We start from the raw sequence: 24,356 nt of genomic DNA, 5'->3' as shown, positions 1-24,356 counted from the left end.
TTGAACGGACTCTGGGGCGGGTGGGGACGGGGCCGTGTCCCAGGAGGAGCCGGCGCGCGGAAGCTCGAACCAGAACGTGCTCCCGGCCCCCCGCTCGGACCTGACGCCGACGCCGCCCCCGTGCCCTTCCGCGAGATTCTTGACGGTCGCGAGGCCCAACCCGAGCCCCTCGGCGACGCCTCCGTGCGCGCGGAAGTACAGTTCGAACAGCGAGGGCAGGGTCTCCGGGGCGATCCCCGGGCCCGTGTCGTGGATGTCCGTGCGAATCATGCCGCCCTCCTCCACCACCCGGAGGGTGATGCGGCGGGTGGACGCATCGCCCATGTACTTGATGGCGTTGCGGACCAGGTTGCCGACCAGGCTCAGGTAGACCCCGGTGCTGCACGCGACCAGGACCGGGGGAACCGGCTCGCAATGAAGCTCGATGCCGGCCTGCTCCGCCTCCGCCTCGAAGCCGACCAGCAGATCCGAAATCACGGCCCGGGGTTCGGTCCGGGCTCCCGGGTCCGGCCTCGCGCCGGAGCGCGCGAAGTCGAGGAGCGCGCCGGTGATGGCGTCCGCGCGGGACAGGCTCCGGATGATGCGCTGGATGGGTGCGCGGACTGATTCATCCGGACTCTTGCGCACCGCGAGTTCAGCGGACAGCCGGGCCGAGGACAGCGGGTTGCGGATGTCGTGCGCGACGCGGCCCGCGAACTGCTCCAGCTCCTCGGCGCGCGTTTCGAGGAACTTCGTGTGCTCGTCGGCGAGCGCTCGCCGGGCCTGGAGCTCCCGATGGAGCAGCCACGCCACGACCCCGGCCAGGATGCCGCAGACCACGTTGAGGCCCGTCGCGAGCTTCAGGGTCTGCTGTCGGGTCTCCCGGATGCGCTCCGCCAGCTCCCGGCCGCGGACCGCGTTGTATTCGATGGAGCGCGTGACGTCCTCCAGGAGGCGCCGGCCCGGCGGTTCCACCTCCTGATCGAACAGCGCCCCCCTTCCAGCCTCCGGGTTCGACTCCGTGACGGTGCGCGCGCGAGTGACGGCGTTGTCGAAGCGCAGCCAGGACTCCTGGATGTCCATCCGCACCGACTCTTCGCCAGGGAAGGCCGTCAGCGCCATGTACCCGCTGACGCCGCGCCGGGCACGCAACAGGGCTTCGTCCAGGTCCCGCCCCAGATCGGGCCGACGCTGGGGCTCATTGATGAACCGCGCGAGCAGCAGCTCGACCTCCAGGACCGACCTGCGGACGAGCGCCAGGTGTTCGATGCTCGGCGCCGAGTTGTAGATGATGTCCTCGGACAGCTTGCCCACCGCGGAGGAGGAGCGCTGCACGATGAGGCTCGTCGCGAAGAAGCTCCCCACGACGGCGGTGAAGGCGAGGACGAGCATCTTCCAGGACACGTAGGTCCTGCGTGGCTGAGAAGAAGGCATCTTCATCCGATGGGACCGCCCGGCGCGAACGTCAAGCCGTCAGGCCTTCCGGCTCCCGAAGCAGCCCTCCGCCCGTCTGGCTGGGATGGGGCGCGGCGCGCAGGGTGTTGCTCCTGGAATGTCGCCCTCCGTCACCACCGCCAGGGAGGAGCATGCCCATTATTTGGTGCGGCGCGAGCAGCCCAACGCCTTCTCCCTTGGCGCGGGCCCCCGGGCCGCCCACCTCATCCTGACGAGCGCCGCGCCTGACGAGCAGTCCCGGGGGCACTCGCCCTCCTGCCTGTCCTGATGGCCTTCCAGCCGTTACAGGCCTGACCTGATCAGACAGACGTCCGCCTGACGCATCCTGGGGACGGGGGCCCGAAGCATTGCTGCCATCCCCCCTTCCCCCCACCTTCCAATCATGATGGTGACAATCGCGCTGGGCGTGGTGGTGATTGCCATTGTCCTGCTGTCCATCGACCGCATTCCCACGGAGGTGAGCTCGCTCGCCATCGTCGTGCTGCTGGTGCTGAGCGGACTGCTGACGCCTCGCGAGGCCCTCTCCGGATTCTCGAACGAGACCGTCGTCTTCATCTTCGCGCTCCTGGCGCTGACCCAGGGGCTCAGCGCGACGGGGGTGATGCAGCTCGTGGGCCGACGACTGCTCTTCTTCGCGCGGTTCAGCCCGCGGGCCTTCATCGTCATGCTGCTGGCGGCCGTCTGCGCCTTCTCCTCCGTCGCGTCGAACACGGCGGTGACGGCGGCGTTCCTCCCCGTCGCGACGGCCTCCTCCGCGCAGGCGAAGGTGGCCTCTCGCAGGCTGCTGATGCCGCTGGCGTTCAGCTCCATGTTGGGGGGAACCATCTTCCTGTTTGGCACGTCCACCAACCTCGTCGTCAGCTCGGCGCTGGAGCAGTGGGGGCTGGGACGCATTGGCTTCACCGAGCTCACGCCGGTGGGGCTCCCTCTCGCCATCATCGGGATCAGCGTGACGCTGCTGCTCATGCGGTGGCTGCTGCCCCCGCGCGAAGGCGACCCGGTCGCGGGAGCGCCGCCCCTGCGGGAATACGTGACGGAGGCGGTGCTCACGCCCGGCTCCCGGCTCGTGGGCAAGCCGCTGCGCCAGCTCACGGAGGGGCTGGGGGTCCCGGTGCGGGGCGTCGTGCGCGAGGGGGTCATGCGCCCTCCCGCCCCCCAGGAGCTGCTCGAGCCCCAGGAGCACCTCATCATCGCCGGCAGCCTGGACGACATCCTGCGGGTGAAGGACCTGCGCAGCATCGGGCTCAGCGCGGACCTGCGGATTCCCGAGGACTCCCGGCAGGCGCATGCCCTCACGGAGGTGTCGGTGCCGCCCACGTCGGCCCTGGCGGGCAGGTCCCTGGGGGACATCCGCTTCGCGCAGCGCTACGGGCTCGTGGCGATGGCCATCCACCGCCACCCCACGTTGCAGGGCTCCCACCAGCACCTGAACCTGATGGGAAGCCTGGCCGGCGGGGACGCCCTGAAGAACATCCCGTTGTCGGTGGGCGACCTGCTGCTGGTCGGCGGGCCGGAGCAGCGGATCCGGGAACTCGCGCGGGAAGAGGAGCTGACCGTGCTCGGCAGCGTGGAATACCAGCGACCGCGCTACCGGCGCGCCCTGCTCGCCGTGCTCATCTTCGCGGGCACGGTGGTCGTCGCGGGGCTGCGCATCACCTCCCCCGCCATCGCGGGACTGGCCGGGCTGTTGCTCATGGTGGCGACAGGCTGCGTCGATACACGCTCGGTCTTTCGCGTGGACTGGCGGGTCATCATCATGATTGGCGCGCTGCTGGCCCTGGGGCTGGCAGTGGAGAAGAGCGGCGCGGGAGAGTTCATGGCGCGCGCGGTGCTGCCCCTGGCGGGTGTCGTGGGACCGCGCGGTGTGCTCTGCGTGATCATGCTCGCCACCGTCCTGCTCTCCATCCCCATGAGCAATCAGGCTGCTGCGCTGGTCATGCTGCCCGTGGCCATCCATTCCGCGATGGACATGGGGCTCGACCCGAGGGCGTTCGCCCTGGGGACGTGCCTGGCGGCGTCGTGCTCGTTCCTCACGCCCCTGGAGCCCTCCGCCGCGCTCGTGTACGGGCCCGGGCGCTACCGCTTCGTCGACTTCCTCCGGGTGGGAACACCCCTCACGGCGTTGATGCTCGTGTTGCTGACGTTCGCGGTGCCGTTCGTGTGGCCGTTCACGCGGAGTTGAGGCGCTGGTGACGGCTCACGACGGTGGAGGGTCGTGCGTCCTCGTGGGGGGTCAACGTCCGTTCTTGAGGCGCATCCGGTGCAGCCCTTCGAGCGCCTCAATGGCCCTGGAAGCCTCCTCGCTCACGGTCCCCATCCAGCCAGGAACCGGGGTCCGGTCCTCGCCCATCGCCTGGAGCACCGGGATGAGCGGCGGATGCCCTGTCGCGCCCAGGGCATTGACGGCGCAGTAGCGGACCTCGGGCGAGGGATCCTTCAGGGCGCCGCGCAGCGCATGGACCGCCGCTTCGAACTCCCGGGAATCCGTCCTCACCGACATGAACATGTAGGACAGTCCCTCCGCGGCCTGCCCCCGCACCTTGGGAGCCTCTTGCGGGTCCGCGAGGATGTGGATCATGAGGTCCCACGTCCCGAGATCGCCATGCCAGCAAAGGGCGTAGAGAAGGCCCTGCCGCGTCTCCACACGGCGTTCCGTCTCAAGCAGCTTGAGCAGCGTCGCGGTGGTCGAACGGTCCGATGACAGGAGCTTCGCTGCTTCAACGATGGCGCCGAGATCCGACCCCACGATGTCCTTCAGCGCGGCTTCACGCTGCACTTGCGACAACGGTGCACGCTCATTCAAGTCCGCATCCTCCTGGGAAATCCAAGCCACGCATTACATCACGTCGACCGCTCCCGTTCGCGGCGGTGGATGGTGGACACGTCGATGCCCAGCAGTTCCGCGGCGCGGGTCTTGTTGCCGCCGCAATGCTGCACCATCCAGTGGATGTACTCCCCCTCCAACCGGCGCAGGGGCCACACCCCTTCCTGCGCCAGGGCGAGCGGATTCGCCTCCGGCTCCGGTATGGGCGCATGGGGCCGCAGGTCGTCCAGCTCCACCGTCTCCCGGGGCACCAGCACCACCAGCCGCTCGACCAGGTTCTCCAGCTCGCGCACGTTGCCCGGCCAGGGCATCGCGCCCAGAGCGGCCACCACCTCCGGTGACAGCGCCGTCACGCGTGAGCGCGGATTGCGGGCCCGGGAGCGCGCGGTGAAGTGCTCCACCAGTTGGGGAATGTCCTCCCGCCGCTCCTTCAGCGAAGGCACCCGCAGCGTGACGACGTTGAGCCGGTAGAACAGGTCCTGACGGAAGCGGCCCTCCCGGACGCGTGCCTCCAGGTCCTGGTGCGTCGCCGCCACCACGCGCACGTCCACCGTGCGGTGCGCGTCGGAGCCCACCGCGCGCACCTCGCCGTCCTCCAATATGCGCAACAACCGCGCCTGGAGCTCCGTGGGCATGTCGCCAATCTCATCCAGGAACAGCGTGCCCCCGTGCGCCTCCACGAACAGGCCGCGCCGCACCGACGTGGCCCCGGTGAAGGCACCCTTCACGTGGCCGAACAGCTCGCTCTCCAACAGCGGCCCCGGCAGCGCGGTGCAGTTGACGGCCACGAACGGACCGGGAGCGCGAGGCCCCTGGAAGTGCAGCGCGCGGGCCACCAGCTCCTTGCCGCTGCCACTCTCACCGCGCAGCAGCACCGGCGCCGCCGCGTGCGCCACCCGGTCGATGAGTTCATACATCCCGCGCATGGGAGCGCTCCGGCCCACCAGCGCGCCCAGCCCCGAACGTTCCTGCGACGCCTGCTTCAGCGCCCGGTGCTCCGCGCGCAGCCGGCGGTCCTCCAGCGCCCGGCCCAGGTACAGCCGCACCTCGTCCAGGCGGAAGGGCTTGGTGAAGTAGTGGTAGGCGCCCCGGCGCATCGCCTCCACCGCGCTCTCCACGCCACCGAAGGCCGTCATCAGCAGCACCGGCAGCTCCGGGTCCACCGCGCGCGCGGCGGCCAGCACGTCCAGGCCGTCCACCTTCTCCATGCGCAAATCCGTCAGCACCGCGTCGTACACGCGCGAGCGGATGAGCGTCAGCGCCTCCTCGCCGCCCGTGGCCAGGTCCACCGTCCAGCCCGCGTCGGCCAGCGGCTCCTGGAGCATGCGCCCCATCTCCACGTGGTCGTCGACGACCAGGATGCGTGCGTCAGCCGGCTTGTCGTTCGACATGTCGTTCCTCGGGCGCGGCACGCGCCACCGGCCACAGCACGGTGACGCGGGTGCCCTGCCCCGGCGTGCTCTCCAGCTCCACCCGGCCCCCGTGGTTGCGCACCACGTGGGCCACCATCGTCAACCCCAGCCCCGTGCCCTGCCCCCGCTTCTTCGTGGTGAAGAAGGGGTCGAACACCTGGTTGAGGCGCTCCTTCGGAATCCCGCACCCGTCGTCGCGCACGGTGAGCGCCACCAATCCCCAGGCGCCCTCCTCCGGGCCCACCAGCGCGGAGGCGGACACCTCCACCTTGCCGCCCTCGCTGCACGCATCACACGCGTTGAGCGTGAGGTTGAGCAGCACCTGCTGGAGCTGATCCGCGTCCGCCGCCAGCGCCGGCACCGACTCCGGCACATCCAGCGTCAGCGACACCTGCCGCCGCTCCGCCTCCACGCGCAGCAGCTCATGCACGCTGCGCGCGAGCGGCTCCAGCGCCACCGGCCGCACCATCGCGGGCTGGAGGCGCGAGAAGTCCAGCAACTGGCGCAGCGTGCGGCTCACCCGATCGATCTGTTCGATGATGACGCCCACGCCCGGCCCCTGCGGATGCGACGGGCCCAGCTTCCCCTGCACGTACTCCGCCCGTCCGCGCACCACGCCCAGCGGCGTCCCAATCTCATGCGCGATGCCCGCGGCGAGAACACCCACCGTGGCCAGCTTCTCCGCGCGCAGCAGCTTCGTCTCCAGCGCGCGCACGTCGCTCAGGTCCTCCACCACCAGCAGCGCCCGGACCTCCTCCTCCGGGTCCCCGGACGACAGCGGCACCGCGTGGAGGTTGTACGTGCCCTCCTCGCCGAAGAGCGCCAGCGGCTCACCCAGCAGGCTCAGGGGCCGGTCCTCGCGGCCCGCGGACGCCACCAGCGCGGAGAGCCGCTCCAGCACCGGCTCCGGAGCCCCGGGGAACGCGGCCGCGAGCGGTGACCCGGTGACGTTGCCGGGCACGCGGGAGCGCAGCGCCTGATTGACGGCGCGGATCCGCCCGTCCGCCGTCAGCGCGAGGACGCCCGTGGGGATGTGGTCCAATATCTTTCGCGTCTGATCATGCAGCGCGGCGAGCTGCGCCGCATGCCGCCGGCTCTCCCGCAGCGCCACCGCGCGCCGCCGCGCCAGCACCACGTACACCGCGAAGGCCACCAGGAAGAACGCCACCAGCCCGCCCGCGCCCAACAGCCGCACCACCAGCGACTGCTCATGCGAGCGCAGCGCCTCCGTGGACACCAGCGTCGCCACCGCCCAATGGCTGCCACCGCGCATGCGGATGGGCGTGTAGACGGCCACCACCTCCGCGCGTCCCAGCCCCAGCCGCTCCGCCTCGTGTTCGGACAGGGGCAACATGCCGCGCGCCCCGGCCTTCAACCGCGAGACGAGGAACGCGAAGCCGGGCACGCCCGCGTCCTTCTGCGCCACGCGGCCAAACCACTCCGCGAGCCCCGCGTCACTCGCGGGCGTGGGCTGCCCGTGCGTGCCGACGAGCAGCAGCCGCGCCTCCAGATCCGACGTGACGATGCGCAGCGGCGCGAAGAAGGACTCGGTGTCCACCAGCACCGCCACCGCGCCCTCGGGCTTGCCGTCCGTCGCGGGCAACGCCGTGGCGAGGATGCGCAACCAGCCGCCGTTCGCCGCGTCCAGGATGGGCGACGTGGTGAGATCCCCGGGAGGCCGCAGCAGCGCGCGCCGCGCCGTCTCTCCCATCTCCGACACCAGCCCCTCGCGCGACACCTTCGAGTCCGGACGCCGGTCCAACAACAACAGCCGCTCCACGCCGTCGCCGTCGTAGGCCGCGATGGCCTTGTACTGGCCCACCGCCTCCAAGAGCGCGCGCAGCTCCCGCCGGTGCTCCGCGAGGCTCCCCGGCTGGGACATCAACTCGCCCGCGAACCGCAGGTTCTTGCCCACCTCCTCCAGCGAGTCGGTGACGCCCCCCACGGCCTCGTCCAACTGCTTCTGCCGGTCCCCCGCGAACTGCTCCACCAGGGCGGTGCGGCTGCGCTTCACCAGCGTCCAGACCCCCACCCCCACGCTGGCCAGCGCGGCGCACAACAGCAGGATGGGCAGGAGGGTGGACCGCATGGACTCCCCCGCAACCTAACCTGACAAGTCGTCCCAAGTCCTTGTTTACAGGGCCTTTTGTCCCACCTGCCCCCCGGTACTTGCCCGTTGACGAAGCGCGTCGGCCAGTGCTACCTACCGGTCGGTAGGCAGTGGTGACCTACCGGTCGGTAGGTGGTCCATCCCGACGAAGGCGTCGGACGCCGACAAGGAGAGCACGCGTGACACCCACGGGGCGCAAACCGGACGAGGGCGAGCGGTACCGGACCATCCTGGAGACGGCGGCCCGGCTCATCTGCGAGCGGGGTTACGAGGGCACGTCGATGCAGGAGATCGCCGCCGCGTGCCGCATGACGAAGGCGGGGCTCTACCACCACATCCAGAACAAGGAGCAGCTGCTCTTCGCCATCATGAACTACGGCATGGACGTGTTCGAGGAGCAGGTCCTCGCGCCCGTGCAGGACGTGGTGGACCCCGTCGAGCGCCTGCGCCAGTGCATGCGCCACAACATCCACCTGGTGACGAGCGGCCGCAGCAAGGAGGTCATCATCATCCTCCACGAGCACGCCACGCTCACGGGTGAGCCGCGAGAGTTCATCGACCGGCGCAAGAAGCGCTACGTGCGCTTCCTGGAGGGCGCGTTCGCGGACGCGAGCCGCCAGGGCCTGCTGCCCGGCGTGGACCCCACGGTCGCGGCCTTCTCGTTCCTGGGCATGGTCCTCTGGGTCTACAAGTGGTTCAAGCCGGACGGCCGCCTGACGGAGGAACAGATCGCCGACGGCATGGTGGCGATGATCCTCCCCGGCCTCTCCACGGCCGCCGCGTCCACGCCGTCATCCGATGCGAATGCTTCGGCGCCGCTGCGCATGGTGCCGCGCGCCGCTTCCGGGGAGGAGCCCCAGTGAACCGCGCCCGATGGTGTTCCCTGACGGAGGCCGTGGCCTCCATTCCCAATGGCGCGTGGGTCGCGGCCGGAGGGTTCATGCTGGGCCGGGCGCCCATGGCGCTGGTGCTGGAGCTCGTCGCGCAGGAGAAGCGCGACCTGCAGCTGCTCTCCCTGCCCAACCCGCTGCCGGCGGAGTTCCTGGTGGCGGGCGGATGTCTGAAGCGGGTGGAGTTCCCCTTCGGCGCGCTGGTGCTGGAGAACCGGGTGCGTCCCCTGCCCTGCTTGAAGCGCGCGATTGAAGCGGGCGACATCGCCTGGCGCGAGCACGACGGCTACCGCGTGGTGCAGCGGCTGCGCGCGGCCGGCATGGGGCTGCCGTTCATCCCCGCGCCGGACGCGGACGTGTCGGAGCTGGCGGAGGTGGACGCGCCCCGCACGGTGGAGGATCCGTTCACCGGCCGCCGCGTGCCGGTGGAGCCCGCGTTCTACCCGGACGTGGCCGTCATCCACGCGCAGGCGGCGGACGACAAGGGCAACCTCTACATCGAGGACCCCACCACGGACCTGCTCGTCGCGAACGCGGCGAAGCGCGTGGTGGCCACGGTGGAGGAGCGCGTGCCGAAGCTGTCGCGCGTCACCCTCCCCGCCTTCCAGGTGGAGCGCGTGGTGCTCGCTCCCGGCGGCGCGCTGCCCACGGGCTGCCTGGGCAAGTACCCGCACGACGACGCGATGCTGGCCGCCTACCTGGCCGCGGCCGAGGCGGGCCAGGCGAAGGACTTCCTCATGTCGCTGCGCGCGACGCGGAGCGCGGCATGACGGCGACGACGATGCTGGACGCGACGCCCGCGGAGACGGTGGTGTCGCTGCTCGCGCGGGAGATTGAAGACGGCGCGGTGGTGGCCACCGGCGTGGCGTCCCCGCTCGTCATCCTGGCGATCGCCGTCGCACGGGCCACGCATGCGCCGGGGCTGACATATCTGGCGTGCGTGGGTTCGTTGGATCCAGACCTGCCGGAGCTGTACCCGTCGTCGGAGGATTTGCGCTACCTGAACGGTCGGTCCGCGGAGGTGAGCATCGCGGACCTGTTCGACCATGCGCGGCGTGGGCGGGTGGACACGGTGTTCTTCGGCGCGGCGGAGGTGGACCCGGCGGGCCGCACCAACATGACGGCGTCGGGCAGCCTGGAGAAGCCCCGCGCCAAGTTCCCCGGGGTCGCGGGCGCGGCCACGCTGCGCCAGTGGGTGAAGAACCCGGTGTTGCTGGTGCCGCGTCAGTCGCGTCGCAACCTGGTGCCGCAGGTCCAGGTGGCCACGACCCGGGACCCCAGCCGTCCGGTGCGGCTCATCTCCGACCTGGGCACGTTTGAACTGGGCGGCCCTCGTGGCGCCCGGCTGTTGTCGCGCCACCCCTGGGCGTCGGTGGAGGGCATCACCGAGCGCACGGGCTTCGAGTTCGCGGCGCCGGACGCCCTGCCCGTCACCTCCCTTCCGGACGCGCGCACGGTGTCGGCCATCCGAGCGTTGGATCCCCACAACCTCCGCGACGCGCTCGTCGGGAGCTGAAGTCCTTCACACCTTTGAGTTCGCAACACGGAAAGAGGCACCGCATGGAGGCTGTCGTTCTTCGCCAGTTCGGGAGCGCCGAGAACCTGCGTCTGGAGACCGTGCCGGTGCCCCGGCCGGGCAAGGGCGAGGTGTTGCTGCGCGTGCACGCGTGCGGCGTCTGCTACCACGACGTCATCAACCGCCGGGGCAACCTGCCCCGCACGCACGTCCCCGCCATCCTGGGCCATGAGGCCGCGGGCGAGGTGGTGGAGGTGGGCCCGGACACGCCGGAGTGGAAGGTGGGAGACCGCGCGGCCACCCTGCAGCGCATGTCCTGCGGTGAGTGCGCCCTGTGCCTCGCGGGCCGCAACAGCCTGTGCAAGACGGACAACCGCTTCTTCGGCGAGGAGCTGCAAGGCGGTTACGCGCAGTTCATGGTCGCGCCCGTGCGAGGCCTGGGCCGCGTGCCGGCGAGCCTGCCCTGGGCGGTGGCGGCCACGGTGTGCTGCACGCTGGGCACCGCCGTGCACACCCTCCGCACGCGGGCCAAGGTGCGGGCCGGTGAGACGGTCTTGATTACCGGCGCGAGCGGCGGCGTGGGCCTGGCGGCCGTGCAGTTGGCGAAGGCGGATGGGGCGCGCGTCATCGCCATCACCTCCGGCGAGGCGAAGGTGGCGGCGCTGAAGGAGGCCGGCGCGGACGAGGTGATTGTCTCGCGTGGGCTGGACTTCGGTTCGGAGGCGCGCAAGCGCACGTCCGGCAACGGCGTGGACGTGGCGGTGGAGATCGTCGGCAGCGCGACCTTCGACCAGACGCTCAAGTCGATGGCGCCGGGTGGCCGCGTGGTGGTGGTGGGCAACCTGGAGTCGGGGGTGGTGAACCTGAACCCGGGCCTGGTCATCGTGAAGGAGCTGGAGATTCTGGGCGCCTACGCGACGACGCGCGAGGAGCTGGACGAATCGCTGCGGCTGACGGCGGCCGGGCTGGTGCGTCCCTTCGTGTCGGAGGAGGTGGCGCTGGCGGATGCGGGGCGCGCGCACTTCCGGTTGGAGAACCGTGAGGTGGCGGGCCGGCTGGTGCTGGTGCCGCCCGAGGCGTGAGTCATTCGGATTCGCAGCAACTGGACATGAGGAGTTCCCCATGAAGAAGCGGGTTGGAATCGAAGCGCTGGCCGTGGCGGTGCCCCGGCGGTACGTGGACATCGAGGACCTGGCGCGCGCGCGCGGCGTGGACCCCGCGAAGTTCACGGCGGGCCTGGGCGCGAAGGAGATGGCGGTCAACGACCCCGGTGAGGACTCGGTGTCGCTGGCGGCCACGGCGGCGGCGCGGCTCATCCAGCAGCAGTCCGTGGACACGTCCAAGATTGGCATGCTGGTGGTGGGCACCGAGACGGGCGTGGACCACTCGAAGCCCATCGCGTCGCACGTGCACGGCCTGCTGAAGCTGCCGCGCTCCATGCGCACGTTCGATTCGCAGCACGCCTGCTACGGCGGCACCGCGGGCCTGATGGCGGCGGTGGAGTGGATTGCCTCTGGCGCGGGCGCGGGACGCACGGCGCTGGTGGTGTGCACGGACATCGCGCGCTACGGCCTGAAGACGGCGGGCGAGCCCACCCAGGGCGGCGGCGCGGTTGCGCTGCTGGTGTCGGAGACGCCGGACCTGCTGGCGATGGACGTGGGGCTCAACGGCGTGTGCACGTCGGACGTGTACGACTTCTGGCGGCCGGTGGGTCGCCGCGAAGCGCTGGTGGACGGGCACTACTCCATCACCTGCTACCTGGACGCGATGGCCGGGGCGTACCGGGGCTGGCGTCAGCGCGCGATGGAGCAGGGGCTGGTGCGCTGGGATTCCAAGCTGCCCAGTGAGCAGCTTTCGCGCATCCTGTACCACGTGCCCTTCTGCAAGATGGCGCGCAAGGCGCACGCGCAGGTGCGGCTGTGCGACCTGGAGGACGCGACGGCCTCCGGGCCGACCACGCCCGAGGCGCGCGACGAGGCGGCGAAGTCCCAGGCCAGCTACGACGCGCAGGTGGCGAAGTCGCTGGGCCTGAACGCGCGCGTGGGCAACGTCTACACCGCTTCGCTGTACCTGGCGCTCGCGGGGCAGTTGCACGCGGAGGGCGCGGCGCTGGCGAACCAGCGCATCGGCCTGCTGTCCTACGGCAGCGGCTGCTGCGCGGAGTTCTACTCCGGCGTGGTGGGTGAGAAGGCGGCGGAGCGGATGGCGCGCGCGGACCTGGACTCCGTCCTGGCCAAGCGCGAGCGCGTGTCGGTGGAGGAGTACGAGCGGCTGATGAACCTGCCGTACGACGCGCCAGAAGCCATCGCGCCGGAGCCGGGCACGTTCCGGCTGGCGGAGATCGTCGAGCACCGCCGCAAGTACGCGGGCGCGTAGTTCGGGGCAGGTTGAGTTGTCTTCACGGGCGATGCGCGCGAACAGCGCGCATCGCCCGTTTTGCATGGGCCCGGGGGGCGTTGGCGCGGCGCTGGAATGTCGATAAGAATCGGGGCCTCCCCGGAGGCCCCTCAGTGAAGAACACGCCCTACGTCAAGGTCATGCGCCTGTTGGGGCTTCCGGAGAAAGCCATTGCGTGCGCGACAGGGGACCTCCCCATGCCCTCCTTCATGGCCGACCTTCCGTACCACCTCTATGGATTCCCGCCCGCGCTCATCCCACTCTGGAGCAATTCGTCGGGCCCCTACTACATCGGCTATTGGTGGCTTTGGGGAAGCCCCCGCACGACCACCATCGTGAGGTCACGTGTCGAAGGGGGATATCGCGTGAACGAGCATGCGCGGAACCTGACGCAACTCCTGACGATAGTGGCGCTCAAGAAACTCGTGGCGGACGAGTGCGTTTCGGCGGAACTGGAAGACTTCGCGAATGCCGCTGGCGTCCGCGATCTCGACGAACTCGACATGATTGCCAATGAATCCGGCGACCAGTTGTTCGGGCTCCTGCAACGGCCCGAGTTCCGGGAGGAGGCTCCCCTCTCCTGCTTCGATGATCCCCTGGCCTACAGCGGGGATTTCCCCACGGAATACAGCGCCGTTTATTCGGAGGACATGCGCCACTTCGCGGGGGTGGAAGGTTCCAGGGAGGTTGCCGCCCTGATCGCGGCGCGCCCTACCGCTCCCGCCTGGTTCAAGGCGGTACGTCAGCGGGACGTCTTCGAAGAATGCATGCGGACAGGAAACCTTTCAGGCGCGTGGATGTCCCTGAACTCTCCAGGATGGGAGTTTCCAGAGGCAGCGGTGGCGTTCACGAAACTCGCGGACCGGTCCGGAGACGTGACGCTGCAAGCGATAGCGGAAGCCTGGCTTTCGAACGATCACTTCCGATTCGGTGGATACTGAGCCTGTGCCCGACCTCGTTTCACGGAGAGCCCTCATGAATGCACACCGACTGCGGCGTCTGTTCTCCCGGGCCCTGGGGGCCTCGCTCGCGACACCGTTGATGCTCGCGGGATGCCAGCAAGACAGGCGCGAGGGCACGGGCGACATTCCGGTGAAGCCGATCGTCGCGACCACCTCCCCGTCGGAAACGCCTCCCGAGCCTTTTTACGACCGGATCGAATGCGAGCAGGCATTTCCTCCGAAAAGCAGTTGGCCTGTTCCCTCGGTCAACAGGCTGTCGATGACTCCCGCACCCGACTTCGTCCAGCTGCGAGTCATCCAGCCCGACGCGAGACGTGCGGGTGACACACCCTCCGACAGGACGGCGAAAAGGGAGGGAGACCCGGAGACGGTGATGGGGAAAACGGGTTTGTGGATGCGCAAGCGCGTCCGATTCAAGCCGGCGTCCACGTTCGGGAAGGCTTGCGAGATGGCCCCCGACAAGGCGGCCTGTCAGGAAACCCTCCAGAATCCCGACCTCGCCTCGGGGTTCAACATGCACTGTCTGCCCTATTGTGACGCCTATCAACTGGCGACCACGCGCGGTGGCGAGGTGAAGTTCGCGAACTCGACAGCGTCGCTCAAGCAATTGCTTGGCACCATCGACACGGCACAGGAGGCCGTGCTCATCGCCTTCGCTTCAGGCTACTCCGTCTGCGGTAGCGACGAAGACCGGGGCCGGGTCGGAGCCAATCCGGATGGCAGCTTCACGGTGATTGGCACAAGTGGCCACGGCTGCGGAGAGAGTGTGAACCGCAATGTCCTGCGGATCTCCCCCTCGGGGGAGCTGGTCGAGAAGAAGCGCACCCTCGTGGAGTTCGGACGCCACAACTGCATCGTAGGCCGACGCCCTTTCGGGCTTCAGGACGCGCCGGAGCAGGACTGCGAGGATCCACGGGGGCGCTACTTCGCGGACGCCGCCCGTTTGGAGGCCGCCTCCATCCACTCCTTCCTTCGCCTGCGCGAGGAGCTGGCCCTGCATGGCGCGGACAGGGCGTTGCAGGACGCGGCGCTCATCAGCGCGGAGGATGAGGTGCGGCACACCGAAGTCACCCTCCGACTGGCCTCGCGCTACGGAGCGCCCCCTGTACCGCCATCTGTCACCCACCTGCCGTTGCGTTCCCTGACGGAGATGCTGCTCGACAACGTCGTGGAGGGATGTGTGCGGGAGACGTACGGCGCGCTGGTGGCCCACCACCAGTCGCTGCATGCACTCGACCCGGAGATTCGCGAGGCCATGGTCCACATCGCGGAGGACGAAACCCGGCACGCGGCCCTCTCCTGGGACGTCGCGGACTGGGCCCAGCCCCTGCTCTCCACGGAGGAGCAAACCGCCCTGAGAGAGGCCCAGCGACACGCGGTGGAGGTCCTGCGCGCGGAGGCGGCCGTGCCTCTCGACGCAGGCCTCACCGCCGAGGCCGGGCTGCCCTTGCCCGAAGTGGCCCGCGCCCTGCTGGACACGCTGGAGCAGGAACTCTGGACCTGAGCTCCAACCCTGGTGGGGAAACACGTACGAACAGCGCAGCCACGACCGCGCCAGGACGCGCGCGGCTACAACACCTCCGCGCGCAGGTCCGGGAACACCTTGCCCACCTTGCCCAGGAGGTAGTCCCCATACGTGCCCCGGAACGCATGCACGCTCTGCCGGTCCCACCGCTCCGCATGGTCATCCGCGCTGGCGTCACGCAGCACCGGCGAGTCGATGGCGTGGATCTCCGCCGTCCAGTCCGGGTCGAAGAAGAAGGGCAATGACAGACGGTCTCGGCCCGCGCGGTTGAGCACCCGGTGCGGCGTGGAGCGATACACACCCCGGGTCATACGGTCGAGCATGTCCCCGATGTTGCACACGAACGTGCCCTCCACCGGCGGCGCATCCGCCCAGCGCACCTGCCCGTCCTGGCGCGACTTCACCTGGAGCCCGCCCGCGTCGTCCTGCTTGAGGATGGTCAGCACGCCGTAGTCGGTGTGCTCGCCCACGCCCCATACCGGCAACCCCTCCCCGTCCACCTCCGGGCCCGGCGGATAGTTGAAGATGCGGAACAGCACCGTGGGGTCCGCCATGTATCGCGCGGCGAAGAAGTCCTCTTCCAACTCCAGGCTGAGCGCGATGCCGGACATCAACGCATGCCCCAGCGACGTCAGCGCCGCCAGGTAGTCCAGCACCGCGCCGCGCATGCCCTCCGGTTGGCGGGGAAACAGGTTGGGCCCGTGCAGCGGCGTTCCGGCGCGGACCCGCGGATCCTCCGGGGACAGCTCCGTGCCGAAGTACAGGCCTTCCTTGCGGTCCGGCCGTCCCGACGTGAGCTCGCCGCCCACCGGGAAGAAGCCCCGCCACGCCCGGCCGCCCAACGCCATGCGCACGGCCTGCTTCTCCTCCTCCGAGCGCGCGAAGAACTCTCGCGCCAGTCCTTCCAACCGGGCCTGGAGGCTTGCGTCCACCCCGTGCCCGGAGACATAGAAGAACCCGTTGTGCCGACACGCGACGCCCATCCTCGCGGCGACTTCACGGCGGGCCGCGAGGCTCGACGTGGTGTCGACGAGGGCTCGGACGTCGATGACGGGCACGGTGTCCATGGGGCTGATTCCTCCGGAGGGGGTGGACGACGGCGCCCATTCTAACGCGCCGACAGCTCCCAGGGGGTGGAAGCAGCCCAGGACTCAGGACGCGGCAGCCCCCGCATCCGCAGGGCCCGCATCCGCAGGGCCCGCATCCGCGATGCCGGAATCGGAGGCACCCGCGTCTTGAGTGCCCGCGTCCGAAACACCCGCGTCGGTCGGCGTATACACCGTTGTCTTCATACAACTTCCATCACAATCATTCTGACAATCAATGGCCGTGCAGCCCTCGCTCACGGCATCGCAGCCATTGGGAGAGCCACAGCGCTTGCCCGTGCATCCCCCGGTACAGATGATCGTTCCGTTTCCCGCCGCCATGGAGGCCACGGACCCTCCGGGGTTGGATTGCGCCGCGACCGTGGACTCCACCTGGAATCTCAGGGTCGAGATCTTCCGCCCATCCACATGCGTTTCCGTGGCCGGGCCCAGGGGCGTCAGCTTCGCTCCCTGGAGGAGTCGCGCGACCTCCGGCTCGGTCGCATCCACCATCTTGCAACTCGCCGACGCCTCCTGTGTCGCGGCTCCTGCTGCGGGAGGGACGCCCCCCTCGTCGCCACAGCCGATGAGCGCGGTGATGAACAGTCCTGCGACCAGCCCGCGGATGTGTGCCTTCGCTTGAGTCTTCATGTGTCGATGCCCCCTCGATTTAACGGTTTGACTTCATGAACGTGTTTTCCACGTTCAGGAATGTATTTCAGTGCTCATTCCAGAACTGTCGGATGCGTGACAGATTCGATGCGCGAAGGGACGTCCGCATCCAGGCCCTTTCCCGCTAAGGGCGCGATCAGAAATTAGTTAGTCGAATAGTGGAATAGACAGGCGACCGAGCGTGTTGGCCGGAGATGGACGCGGAAAAGGCCGTGGCGGAGCGCTACCAGGCACTCCGAGACGTCATGGATGAGCGGGTGACGCGCCGCTGGGCAGGGGCCGAGGCACTCGCGCTGGGGCGCGGCGGCGTCACTGCGGTCGCACGGGCGACGGGCTTGGCGCGCATGACGGTGCGCGCGGGGCGCGACGAGGCGAGCGGAAAGAGTCCTCCAGGAGAGCTGGTGCGGGTGCGGCGCAAGGGTGCGGGCCGCCCCCCGGTGGAAGTGGCTCAGCCGGGGCTGACGGAAGCCTTGGAGTCGCTGGTGGACCCGGTGACGCGGGGAGACCCGGAGTCGCCGCTGCGCTGGACGTGCAAGAGCACGAGGGTGTTGGCCGCGGAGTTGAAGAAACAGGGTTATGAAGTGAGCCCGCAGAAGGTGGGGGAGCTGCTCAAACGCCAGGGCTACAGCTTGCAGGCCGGGGCCAAGTCGCTGGAGGGAGAGTCGCATTCCGACCGCAACGCCCAGTTCGAGCACATCAACGCCCAGGTGGGGGAGTTCCAGCAGCGGGGGCAGCCGGTCGTTTCGGTGGACACCAAGAAGAAGGAGCTGGTGGGGGAGTTCAAGAATGGAGGTCGCGAATGGCAGCCGGCAGGGGCGCCAGTGCTGAGCCTGACGCATGACTTCCCGGACACGGCAGTGGGCAAGGCGATTCCCTATGGCGTGTACGACGTCGGGGACAACAGCGCCTGGGTGTCGGTGGGAGTGGACCACGACACGCCCGTCTTCGCCGTCAATAGCATCGCCACCTGGTGGCGCAAAATGGGCCAGGAGCGCTATCCCGAGGCGCAGCAGTTGCTGGTGACGGCGGACTCGGGCGGCAGCAACAGCGCGCGAAGCCGGGTGTGGAAGGCAGAGTTGCAGCGACTGGCGGACACGACGGGATTGTCCATCAGCGTCTGTCATTTCCCTCCCGGCACGAGCAAGTGGAACAAGGTGGAGCATCGCCTCTTCAGCCACATCAGCATGAACTGGAGAGGCCGTCCGCTGGAGGACTACGAGACGGTGGTGAACCTCATCGGCACCACGACTACCGCCAAGGGCCTGAAGGTGAATGCACGGCTGGACCGGCGGCGCTACCGCACGGGAGTCAGCGTCTCTCAGGCGACAATGCACCAACTCCGCCTCATCCGCTCAGACTTCCATGGAGACTGGAATTACGTCCTCAAGCCCATTTCGGCCAAGTAATTTCTGAGCGGACCCTAACGTGTCGCGCATGGCCTCTGCTCCCGCTCCCGGTTCCCTCTTGCGTGTGGGTCTCCTCGGCTATGGCCTGTCCGGCTCGCGCTTCCATGGGCCACTGGTGGCCGCGGAGCCCGCGTTCACGCTGGCAGCCGTGGCATCGCGCCGCGCTGACGTCGTGGCGCGCGACTGGCCGGGCGTCCGGACGGGCACGGTGGAATCGCTGCTGTCGGACCGGGACCTCCACGTGCTCGTCATCTGCACGCCCAACGACAGCCACGCCTCACTCGCCGAGCAGGCCCTGCGCGCGGGCAAGCACGTGGTGGTGGAGAAGCCCTTCGCGCTGGACGCTGACGAAGCGCTCCGGTTGGACGCGCTCGCGAAGGAGCGCGGCCTGTGCCTCACCGTGTTCCACAACCGCCGCTGGGACGGCGACTTCCTCACCGTGCGCCAGCTCCTGAACCAGGGTCGGCTGGGGACGCTGTACAGCCTGGAGAGCCACTTCGATCGCTTCCGCCCGGAGGTGAAGGCGCGCTGGAAGGAACAGGACGTGCCCGGCGGCGGTACCCTGTGGGACCTGGGCTCGCACCTCGTCGACCAGGCCGTGCAGTTGTTCGGCCTGCCGGAGTCGGTGGGCGCGGACCTCGGCAAACAACGCCCCGGCGCGCAGGGCACCGACTGGTTCCATCTGGTGTTGCGCTACGGCGCGCTGCGCGTGCTCCTGCACTCGGGTTCGGTGGTGCATGCGCCGTGGCCCCGCTTCGTGTTGCAGGGGGACCGGGACGCGTATGTGAAACACGGATTGGATCCGCAGGAAGGGCAGCTCGAAGCAGGCCTGCGCCCCGGCCATCCGGGCTTCGGCGGCGAGCCCCCCGCGAACCATGGCCGGCTGCTCACGTCGGGAGAGGCCGTCCCCACCGCGCCCGGCGATTACGGCCAGTTCTATCGCCAGCTCGCCGCCGCCATCCTCCACGGCGCCCCGGTGCCGGTGTCCGCGCTGAGCGCGAGCCATACCGTGCGCGTCATCCAGGCGGCACTCCAGAGCGACGCGGAAGGCCGGCGCATCACCCTGCCCCGGGACTGAAGCCCCCAGGGTCAGAGCACCTTCTGCAACACCAGGAACGTGGGCGACGTGTAGCCCGCGTGCGTGCCGTGGGAATGGAAGGCGTAGCCCTGGCGCGCGTACCACGCGTGGTGCGACGTCAGCGCGAGCCGCACCGACAGGCGCACGCGCGTGTGACCCAGTTCGCGCGCGCGGGCTTCCACCGCCTGCATGAGCTGGAGCGACAGCCCCTGGCCCCGCGAAGCCGGCAGCACCGCGAGCCGGTCCAGGTAGACGTGGTCGTCCTTCGGATGGAAGAACACGCAACCTCGCGGCAGTCCGTCCACCTCCACCACGAAGGCCCCGCCGTCGCGCAACTCCCGCGTCACCACGGCTTCGGTCTTGTCGTGCGCGCTGGAGGGCGGATCCAAACGCCCCCGGTACTCCTCGAAGGCTTCGCGCAACACACGCGTCAGGAGGCCAGCGTCACCGGGGGTCGCTTCGCGAATCATGGGAAGGACAGCATCGGGCATCGGCATCGACGTGCGAAGCGCTCCAGCCGCTCCCGTCGAAGCCTGGTCAAGGCGAGGGCATCAGCCCCGCGCCGTGCTTCACCAGCACGGCGCGGGAGTAGGCCATCTGGAAGCCCATGCGCATCGCGTTGCGCTCGGTGGGGATGCCGGGCGCGGACATGATCGCGGCCATGTCACTGCCACGCTCCACGGCGCGCGCCAGCCGGGCTGAAATCAACGCCTGCTGGATGCCCCGTCGCCGGTACGCGGGCAGCACCGACGTACCGAACAGGGTCGTGAGCCCCTCCATCGACTCGCAGCCCCCCGCGCCGACGGGGACACCGTCCAGCCGGGCCAGGAACGAGTCCGTCCAGGGTTGGCGCGCGCCCTTGATGCCCAGCGACAGGAACTGCTCCGACATCGACTCCCCCTCCGGGCTGAAGCCGCTGCCGGCGACCTCCACATACGTGCGCACCGCCGCGTCGTCGCGCGGATCGACGCGCTCGACCGTCACCCCCGGGGGCGCCCCAGGGCCCGACGCGCGCGAGGCCTCGTCGCCGAGCAGCGGCCGGTACAGCACCGTCTCGAACTCGCGCAGCACGAACCCCCGCTCCGCCAGCCCCTGGAGCAGCGCCGCCGGGGCGAAGGGACTCAGCTCCGCCTTCGGTTCGACACCCCGCGAGGAGAAGAACGCCACCAGCGCATCCAGCTGCGCGCCGGTGACCTCCTGGTCATACCCGTAGCCGCAGGACTTGTTCACATAGGAGCCCACGCCCCCGAACACCATCCAACCGTCGGCCAACGGAGCGGACTCCGTCGCCAGCGCCAACACGGTCTCGGCGGCCTTGCGCTCGAACCTCCGCGCGATCTCCCACAGGTTCACGTCGCTCATCCTCCCCATCTACACCGGGAGGGCCCCCCAGGTCCCGGGGCCGGAAGCCTCAGGGCGAGTGCGCGCCCAGCACGTCGTCCGAGCGCGGGCGGGCCGCCCGGAGCGCCGGCGCCAGGGGCCGCACCTGACCGGGGACGTAGGTGGGCGTCATGTCGAACACCGTGTGCCGGGCCGTGGCCCCCAGCCCCTCGCGCGCGGCGTTGTGCAAGAGCCCGGTGTCCTGGTGCCCGGTCCCGCAGAAGACCCCGCCCAGGCCGTTTACGACGGCGAACTCCGCCTTGGCCTTCACCGTGCGAGGCGTGTCCAGGGTGATGAGCTGGCACGCGTCGTCGCTGTAGAGGTAGTCCGCGTCCGCCCAACTGTCCGTGCACAGCTCGAAGCCGTTGCGGCCCACCGGAGGCCCCCGGGAGAAGTCCGCCTGGTTGCGGATGACATCGTACAGCTCCACGACGCCCGCCTCGAAGGTGCCCAGCGCATGCCCCTGCTCCGCGGCCCGCCGCTGCAGCGTGCGCAGCCCCCCAACCCCGCGGAGGAGCCTCCTTCAGCACGTCTTCCACCGGGAACACCTCGCGGGTGTTCCTCCAGGCCGACTGGAAGGGCGCTGCCCCCTCGCAGTACTGGCGCACGTTCACGGTGACGATCAGCAACTACATCGACGGGCCGGCTGCGTGCAGGCAGCCGGCCTCTTCTCCTGTCCGGCCCCGCCCCACCTGGAGAGCGAGCCTGTCACCGGCAGGAAGGGGGGCACCTGGCCACGGACATCTGGCCGTGGTTATCCCCCAGGTGAGGCCCCGCGGAAGGAGCTCGCAGATGGAACAGCCAGCCCGTGAGCGAATCACCCTCGTGGAGGCGCTGGAGCTGACAGGCCCCTTCAGCGTCTTCGAAACCGTCATCCAGGCCGCGGCCACGAGGTTGGAGCGCGAAGGCGTGCGCGGCCTCGTCAGCCTCCAGTTCCATGGCCGGCCCGACTCCACCGAAGTCGGCGCGGTCATCACATTCGCGGATGCCAGCCAGGTCATGGACCACATCCGCATGATTTCCGGCTGGCCCGAATTCAAGGCGCTGCTCGACGTCGTGAAGCCCGTCGACATCCGGGTCTACGGCAGGCTCGGCGAGGAAGCGAAGGCGTGGCTCCGGGAGAGGAACGTCGTGAGCAAGGTCTTCGAAACCCCCGTGGCGGGCTTCGTGCGCTGAGCGCCCAGGCAGGATGGGTTGGCGCCCGCCGGGGGCAGCCCCCATCGTTGAAGTCGAAGAGCGCGCCCTCTTCCCGCGCCCCATGGATCGCCTGCTCGAAAGCTGGAGCCTTGATGCCGTCTTCGCCAGCATGGGCGAGGGGGTCCTGGTGTCCGACGAGCACCGGCGCTGCGTGTTCCTCAACCCGATGGCGGAGCAGCTCCTGGGCATGGCGGCGACGGACATGCCCGTCGACCGGTGGCCGGAGCACTACGGCTTCTACCTGCCGGACCAGGTCACGCTCTATCCGCCCGAACGCCTGCCCATGGCCCGTGCACTCGACGGTGAGACCGTCAGCCACACGGAGATCTTCCTGCGCAACGCCGCAAGGCCGGCGGGGACCTGGCTGCTCGTCAGCTCCAACCCGGTGCGCGACCCGGCCGGGGTGCTTCGCGGAGGGGTCTCCATCTTCAACGACATCACGGAGCGGAAGCGGACCGAAGAGGGGCTGCGGGCTGCCGGTGAGAAGTACCGCTCGCTCTACATCAACACCCCCGTGATGATGCACTCCATCGACGAGAAGGGGCGGCTCGTCAGCGTCAGCGATCGCTGGCTGAACACCCTGGGCTATGAGCGCGCGGAGGTGCTCGGGCACGACTCGGTGGAGTTCCTGACGGCCGAGTCCCAGCGCTATGCCCGCGAGGTCATCCTCCCGGCGTACTTCAAGACCGGTGAATGCAGGAACGTTCCGTACCAGTTGGTGAAGAAGGACGGGCAGCCCATCGACGTCCTGCTGTCCGCCATCGCGGAGCGGAACGCTGCCGGCAGGGTGGTCCGCTCCCTCGCGGTGAGCATCGACGTAACGGAGCAGAAGCGGGCGGAGCGGGCCCTGCTCGAAAGCGAGAAGCGGCTCCGGGCCATCCTGGACAACGCGCCGACCGTGTTCTTCCTGTTGGACACGCAGGAGCGCTTCCTCTTCGTGAACCGCGAGTGGGAGCGGCTCTTCCACCACACCCGGCAAGAGGTCGCCGGCAAGACGGTCTTCGATGTCTTTCCCCGGGAGATCGCCGACGCCCTGCACGACGCCAACCAGGGCATCCTCCAGAGCGGCGAGTCCGTGGAGCGCGAGGAGCGGCTCTCGCATGACGATGGGATCCACATCCACCTCACGCAGAAGTTCCCGCTCTTCGATGCCACCGGGGCCATCAATGCGCTCTGCGGCATCGCCACCGACATCACCGAGCGCAAGCAGATGGAGATCTCCCAGCGCTTCCTGGCGGAGGCGAGTCGCGAGCTGGTGACCTCGCTCGACGATGAAGCCACGCTCCAGCGCGTCGCCGAACTGGCGCTGCCCCTGCTGGCGGAGCTGTGCATCGTCTTCGTGCCCACGGAAGGGCTGCCCCTGCGCCCCGTGGCGGTGGCGGACCGTTCACCAGCCCGCGCCGCGGACGTGCGGGAGTTCCTCCAACGCCACCCTCCCGCTCCGGAGTCCCTCCACGGTCCGGCCCGGGTCCTGTCCACCGGAAGGTCGGAGGCCGCGGAGGTGTCCCAGGGCCTGCTGGACCCCGCGGCGCTGACGGAAGCGCGGTGGTCCCGGGTGCGGACGCTCCAGGGCCGACCGTCGCTCGGCGTGCCCCTCCAGGCGCGAGGTCGCACCCTGGGCGTGCTCCTCCTGATCCGCCCCCACCCGGGGCACGCCTACGCGCCGACGGAGCTGGCGCTGGCGGAGGAGCTGGGACGTCGGGCCGCGGTGGCCATCGACAACGCGCGGCTCTACTGCTCGGCGCAGGAGTCCATCCGCGCGCGCGATGAGTTCCTGTCCATCGCGTCCCACGAATTGAAGACCCCACTGACCTCCATGAAGCTGCGCGTGCAGCAGATGGAGTCCGCCCTCAAGCGTCCCCAGCCGCTGCCCATGGACAAGGTGTCGAGGATGCTGGAGGTCTTCGAGGATCAACTCCGGCGGCTGTCACAACTGGCGGAGCACCTGCTCGACGTCTCTCGCATCCACGATCAGCGGCTCGACCTGCGACGGGAGGAGATGGACCTGGTGGCGGTGGCGCGCGAAGTGACGGGCCACCTCGCGGCGCAGCTCCAGAACGCGGGCTGCGCGTTGGAATGGGTGGCCCCGGAGCCGGTGCGGGGACACTGGGACCGCCTGCGGCTGGAGCAGGTCCTGCTCAACCTGCTGACCAACGCGATGAAGTATGGCGAGGGACGGCCCATCCATCTGGAGGTGACCCGCCACGCGCAGGGGGCGCGGCTCATCGTCGAGGACCACGGCCTGGGCATTCCCAGCGAGGCCCAGGGCCGCATCTTCGAGCGCTTCGAACGCGCCGCTTCACGCAACTACGGAGGGCTCGGATTGGGGCTCTTCATCACGCGACAGATTGTCGAGGCGCATGGAGGGAGCATCCGCGTGGAGAGCACGCCGGGGCTCGGCGCGAAGTTCATCGTCGAGCTGCCAATGTGAGACGCGGCTGACAGGAATGTCCCCTGGGGGGCGTGGA

21 protein-coding genes are annotated in these 24,356 nt (G+C 69.4%); 12 read left to right on the top strand and 9 right to left on the bottom strand.

From position 1 onward, the window contains the following. The coding region (locus OV208_RS13740) for a sensor histidine kinase (RefSeq protein WP_267574276.1) at positions 1-1,383 on the bottom strand (1,383 nt) is incomplete at its 3' end. 433 nt (positions 1,384-1,816) lie between these two features. Here OV208_RS13740 and OV208_RS13735 point away from each other — a divergent pair. Continuing rightward, positions 1,817-3,616: an SLC13 family permease gene (locus tag OV208_RS13735; protein WP_267574275.1), complete on the top strand. Its 1,800-nt coding sequence runs from the start codon at positions 1,817-1,819 to the stop codon at positions 3,614-3,616. 51 nt (positions 3,617-3,667) lie between these two features. Here OV208_RS13735 and OV208_RS13730 read toward each other — a convergent pair whose 3' ends face one another. The 3 genes from OV208_RS13730 to OV208_RS13720 are packed head-to-tail and all read right to left on the bottom strand — an operon-like array spanning position 3,668 to position 7,759. Next, the gene (locus OV208_RS13730; RefSeq protein WP_267574274.1) at positions 3,668-4,237 is read right to left on the bottom strand and encodes a HEAT repeat domain-containing protein; all 570 of its coding nucleotides are present in this window, start codon (positions 4,235-4,237) and stop codon (positions 3,668-3,670) included. Between the two features lie 38 nt (positions 4,238-4,275). Next, positions 4,276-5,649, bottom strand: a complete 1,374-nt coding sequence (locus OV208_RS13725) for a sigma-54-dependent transcriptional regulator (RefSeq protein ID WP_267574273.1) — start codon at positions 5,647-5,649, stop codon at positions 4,276-4,278. After that, positions 5,627-7,759 (bottom strand): two-component system sensor histidine kinase NtrB, encoded by a 2,133-nt coding sequence (locus OV208_RS13720; RefSeq protein WP_267574272.1) that lies wholly within the window; start codon positions 7,757-7,759, stop codon positions 5,627-5,629. Before OV208_RS13720 ends, OV208_RS13725 begins: the two co-directional genes overlap by 23 nt. Before the next feature lie 200 nt (positions 7,760-7,959). Here OV208_RS13720 and OV208_RS13715 point away from each other — a divergent pair, with 200 nt between their 5' ends. From OV208_RS13715 to OV208_RS13685, 7 genes are all read left to right on the top strand, one after another. After that, a complete protein-coding gene (locus OV208_RS13715) occupies positions 7,960-8,643 on the top strand; it encodes a TetR/AcrR family transcriptional regulator (RefSeq protein WP_267574271.1) in 684 nt (227 codons plus the stop codon). Then, a complete protein-coding gene (locus OV208_RS13710; RefSeq protein ID WP_267574270.1) occupies positions 8,640-9,440 on the top strand; it encodes a CoA transferase subunit A in 801 nt (266 codons plus the stop codon). The genes OV208_RS13715 and OV208_RS13710 overlap by 4 nt, the downstream gene beginning before the upstream one ends. Further along, the gene (locus OV208_RS13705; protein ID WP_267574269.1) at positions 9,437-10,186 is read left to right on the top strand and encodes a CoA-transferase subunit beta; all 750 of its coding nucleotides are present in this window, start codon (positions 9,437-9,439) and stop codon (positions 10,184-10,186) included. Before OV208_RS13710 ends, OV208_RS13705 begins: the two co-directional genes overlap by 4 nt. Before the next feature lie 44 nt (positions 10,187-10,230). Then, a complete protein-coding gene (locus tag OV208_RS13700; protein WP_267574268.1) occupies positions 10,231-11,268 on the top strand; it encodes a zinc-binding dehydrogenase in 1,038 nt (345 codons plus the stop codon). A gap of 40 nt (positions 11,269-11,308) precedes the next feature. Then, complete coding sequence (locus OV208_RS13695) at positions 11,309-12,562, top strand: hydroxymethylglutaryl-CoA synthase family protein (RefSeq protein WP_267574267.1); 1,254 nt, start codon at positions 11,309-11,311, stop codon at positions 12,560-12,562. Between the two features lie 134 nt (positions 12,563-12,696). Next, the gene (locus OV208_RS13690) at positions 12,697-13,524 is read left to right on the top strand and encodes a hypothetical protein (protein WP_267574266.1); all 828 of its coding nucleotides are present in this window, start codon (positions 12,697-12,699) and stop codon (positions 13,522-13,524) included. A gap of 469 nt (positions 13,525-13,993) precedes the next feature. Then, positions 13,994-15,049 (top strand): ferritin-like domain-containing protein, encoded by a 1,056-nt coding sequence (locus OV208_RS13685; RefSeq protein WP_267574265.1) that lies wholly within the window; start codon positions 13,994-13,996, stop codon positions 15,047-15,049. A gap of 65 nt (positions 15,050-15,114) precedes the next feature. On the opposite strand, the gene OV208_RS13680 is transcribed toward OV208_RS13685, so the two are convergent. Then, the gene (locus OV208_RS13680) at positions 15,115-16,137 is read right to left on the bottom strand and encodes an isopenicillin N synthase family dioxygenase (RefSeq protein WP_267574264.1); all 1,023 of its coding nucleotides are present in this window, start codon (positions 16,135-16,137) and stop codon (positions 15,115-15,117) included. Positions 16,138-16,221: 84 nt separating this feature from the next. Continuing rightward, positions 16,222-16,806 (bottom strand): hypothetical protein, encoded by a 585-nt coding sequence (locus tag OV208_RS13675; RefSeq protein ID WP_267574263.1) that lies wholly within the window; start codon positions 16,804-16,806, stop codon positions 16,222-16,224. 215 nt (positions 16,807-17,021) lie between these two features. Between OV208_RS13675 and OV208_RS13670 the strand changes: the two genes are divergently transcribed. Both OV208_RS13670 and OV208_RS13665 read left to right on the top strand, forming a co-directional pair. Then, positions 17,022-18,233: an ISAzo13 family transposase gene (locus OV208_RS13670; protein ID WP_267574262.1), complete on the top strand. Its 1,212-nt coding sequence runs from the start codon at positions 17,022-17,024 to the stop codon at positions 18,231-18,233. Positions 18,234-18,261: 28 nt separating this feature from the next. Beyond that, entirely contained in the window at positions 18,262-19,311 is a 1,050-nt protein-coding gene (locus tag OV208_RS13665) for an oxidoreductase (RefSeq protein WP_267574261.1), read from the top strand. Between the two features lie 11 nt (positions 19,312-19,322). Here OV208_RS13665 and OV208_RS13660 read toward each other — a convergent pair whose 3' ends face one another. From OV208_RS13660 to OV208_RS13650, 3 genes are all read right to left on the bottom strand, one after another. Further along, on the bottom strand, positions 19,323-19,781 hold the full coding sequence (locus OV208_RS13660; protein ID WP_267574260.1) for a GNAT family N-acetyltransferase: 459 nt from the start codon (positions 19,779-19,781) through the stop codon (positions 19,323-19,325). Between the two features lie 67 nt (positions 19,782-19,848). Continuing rightward, positions 19,849-20,673, bottom strand: a complete 825-nt coding sequence (locus tag OV208_RS13655) for a GNAT family N-acetyltransferase (protein ID WP_267574259.1) — start codon at positions 20,671-20,673, stop codon at positions 19,849-19,851. 49 nt (positions 20,674-20,722) lie between these two features. Continuing rightward, entirely contained in the window at positions 20,723-21,121 is a 399-nt protein-coding gene (locus OV208_RS13650; protein ID WP_420715017.1) for a hypothetical protein, read from the bottom strand. A 362-nt stretch (positions 21,122-21,483) separates the two neighbouring features. Between OV208_RS13650 and OV208_RS13645 the strand changes: the two genes are divergently transcribed. Next, positions 21,484-21,867 carry a hypothetical protein gene (locus OV208_RS13645; RefSeq protein ID WP_267574258.1) on the top strand — a complete coding sequence of 128 codons (384 nt, stop codon included), beginning with the start codon at positions 21,484-21,486 and terminating at the stop codon, positions 21,865-21,867. Positions 21,868-21,880: 13 nt separating this feature from the next. Further along, positions 21,881-24,319: a PAS domain S-box protein gene (locus OV208_RS13640; protein WP_267574257.1), complete on the top strand. Its 2,439-nt coding sequence runs from the start codon at positions 21,881-21,883 to the stop codon at positions 24,317-24,319. The last annotated feature ends 37 nt before the right edge of the window (positions 24,320-24,356 follow it).

This window comes from Corallococcus sp. bb12-1 (assembly GCF_026626765.1).
GTDB classification, from domain to species: Bacteria; Myxococcota; Myxococcia; order Myxococcales; family Myxococcaceae; genus Corallococcus; species Corallococcus terminator.
This window is presented reverse-complemented; position numbering and strand designations above follow the sequence as displayed.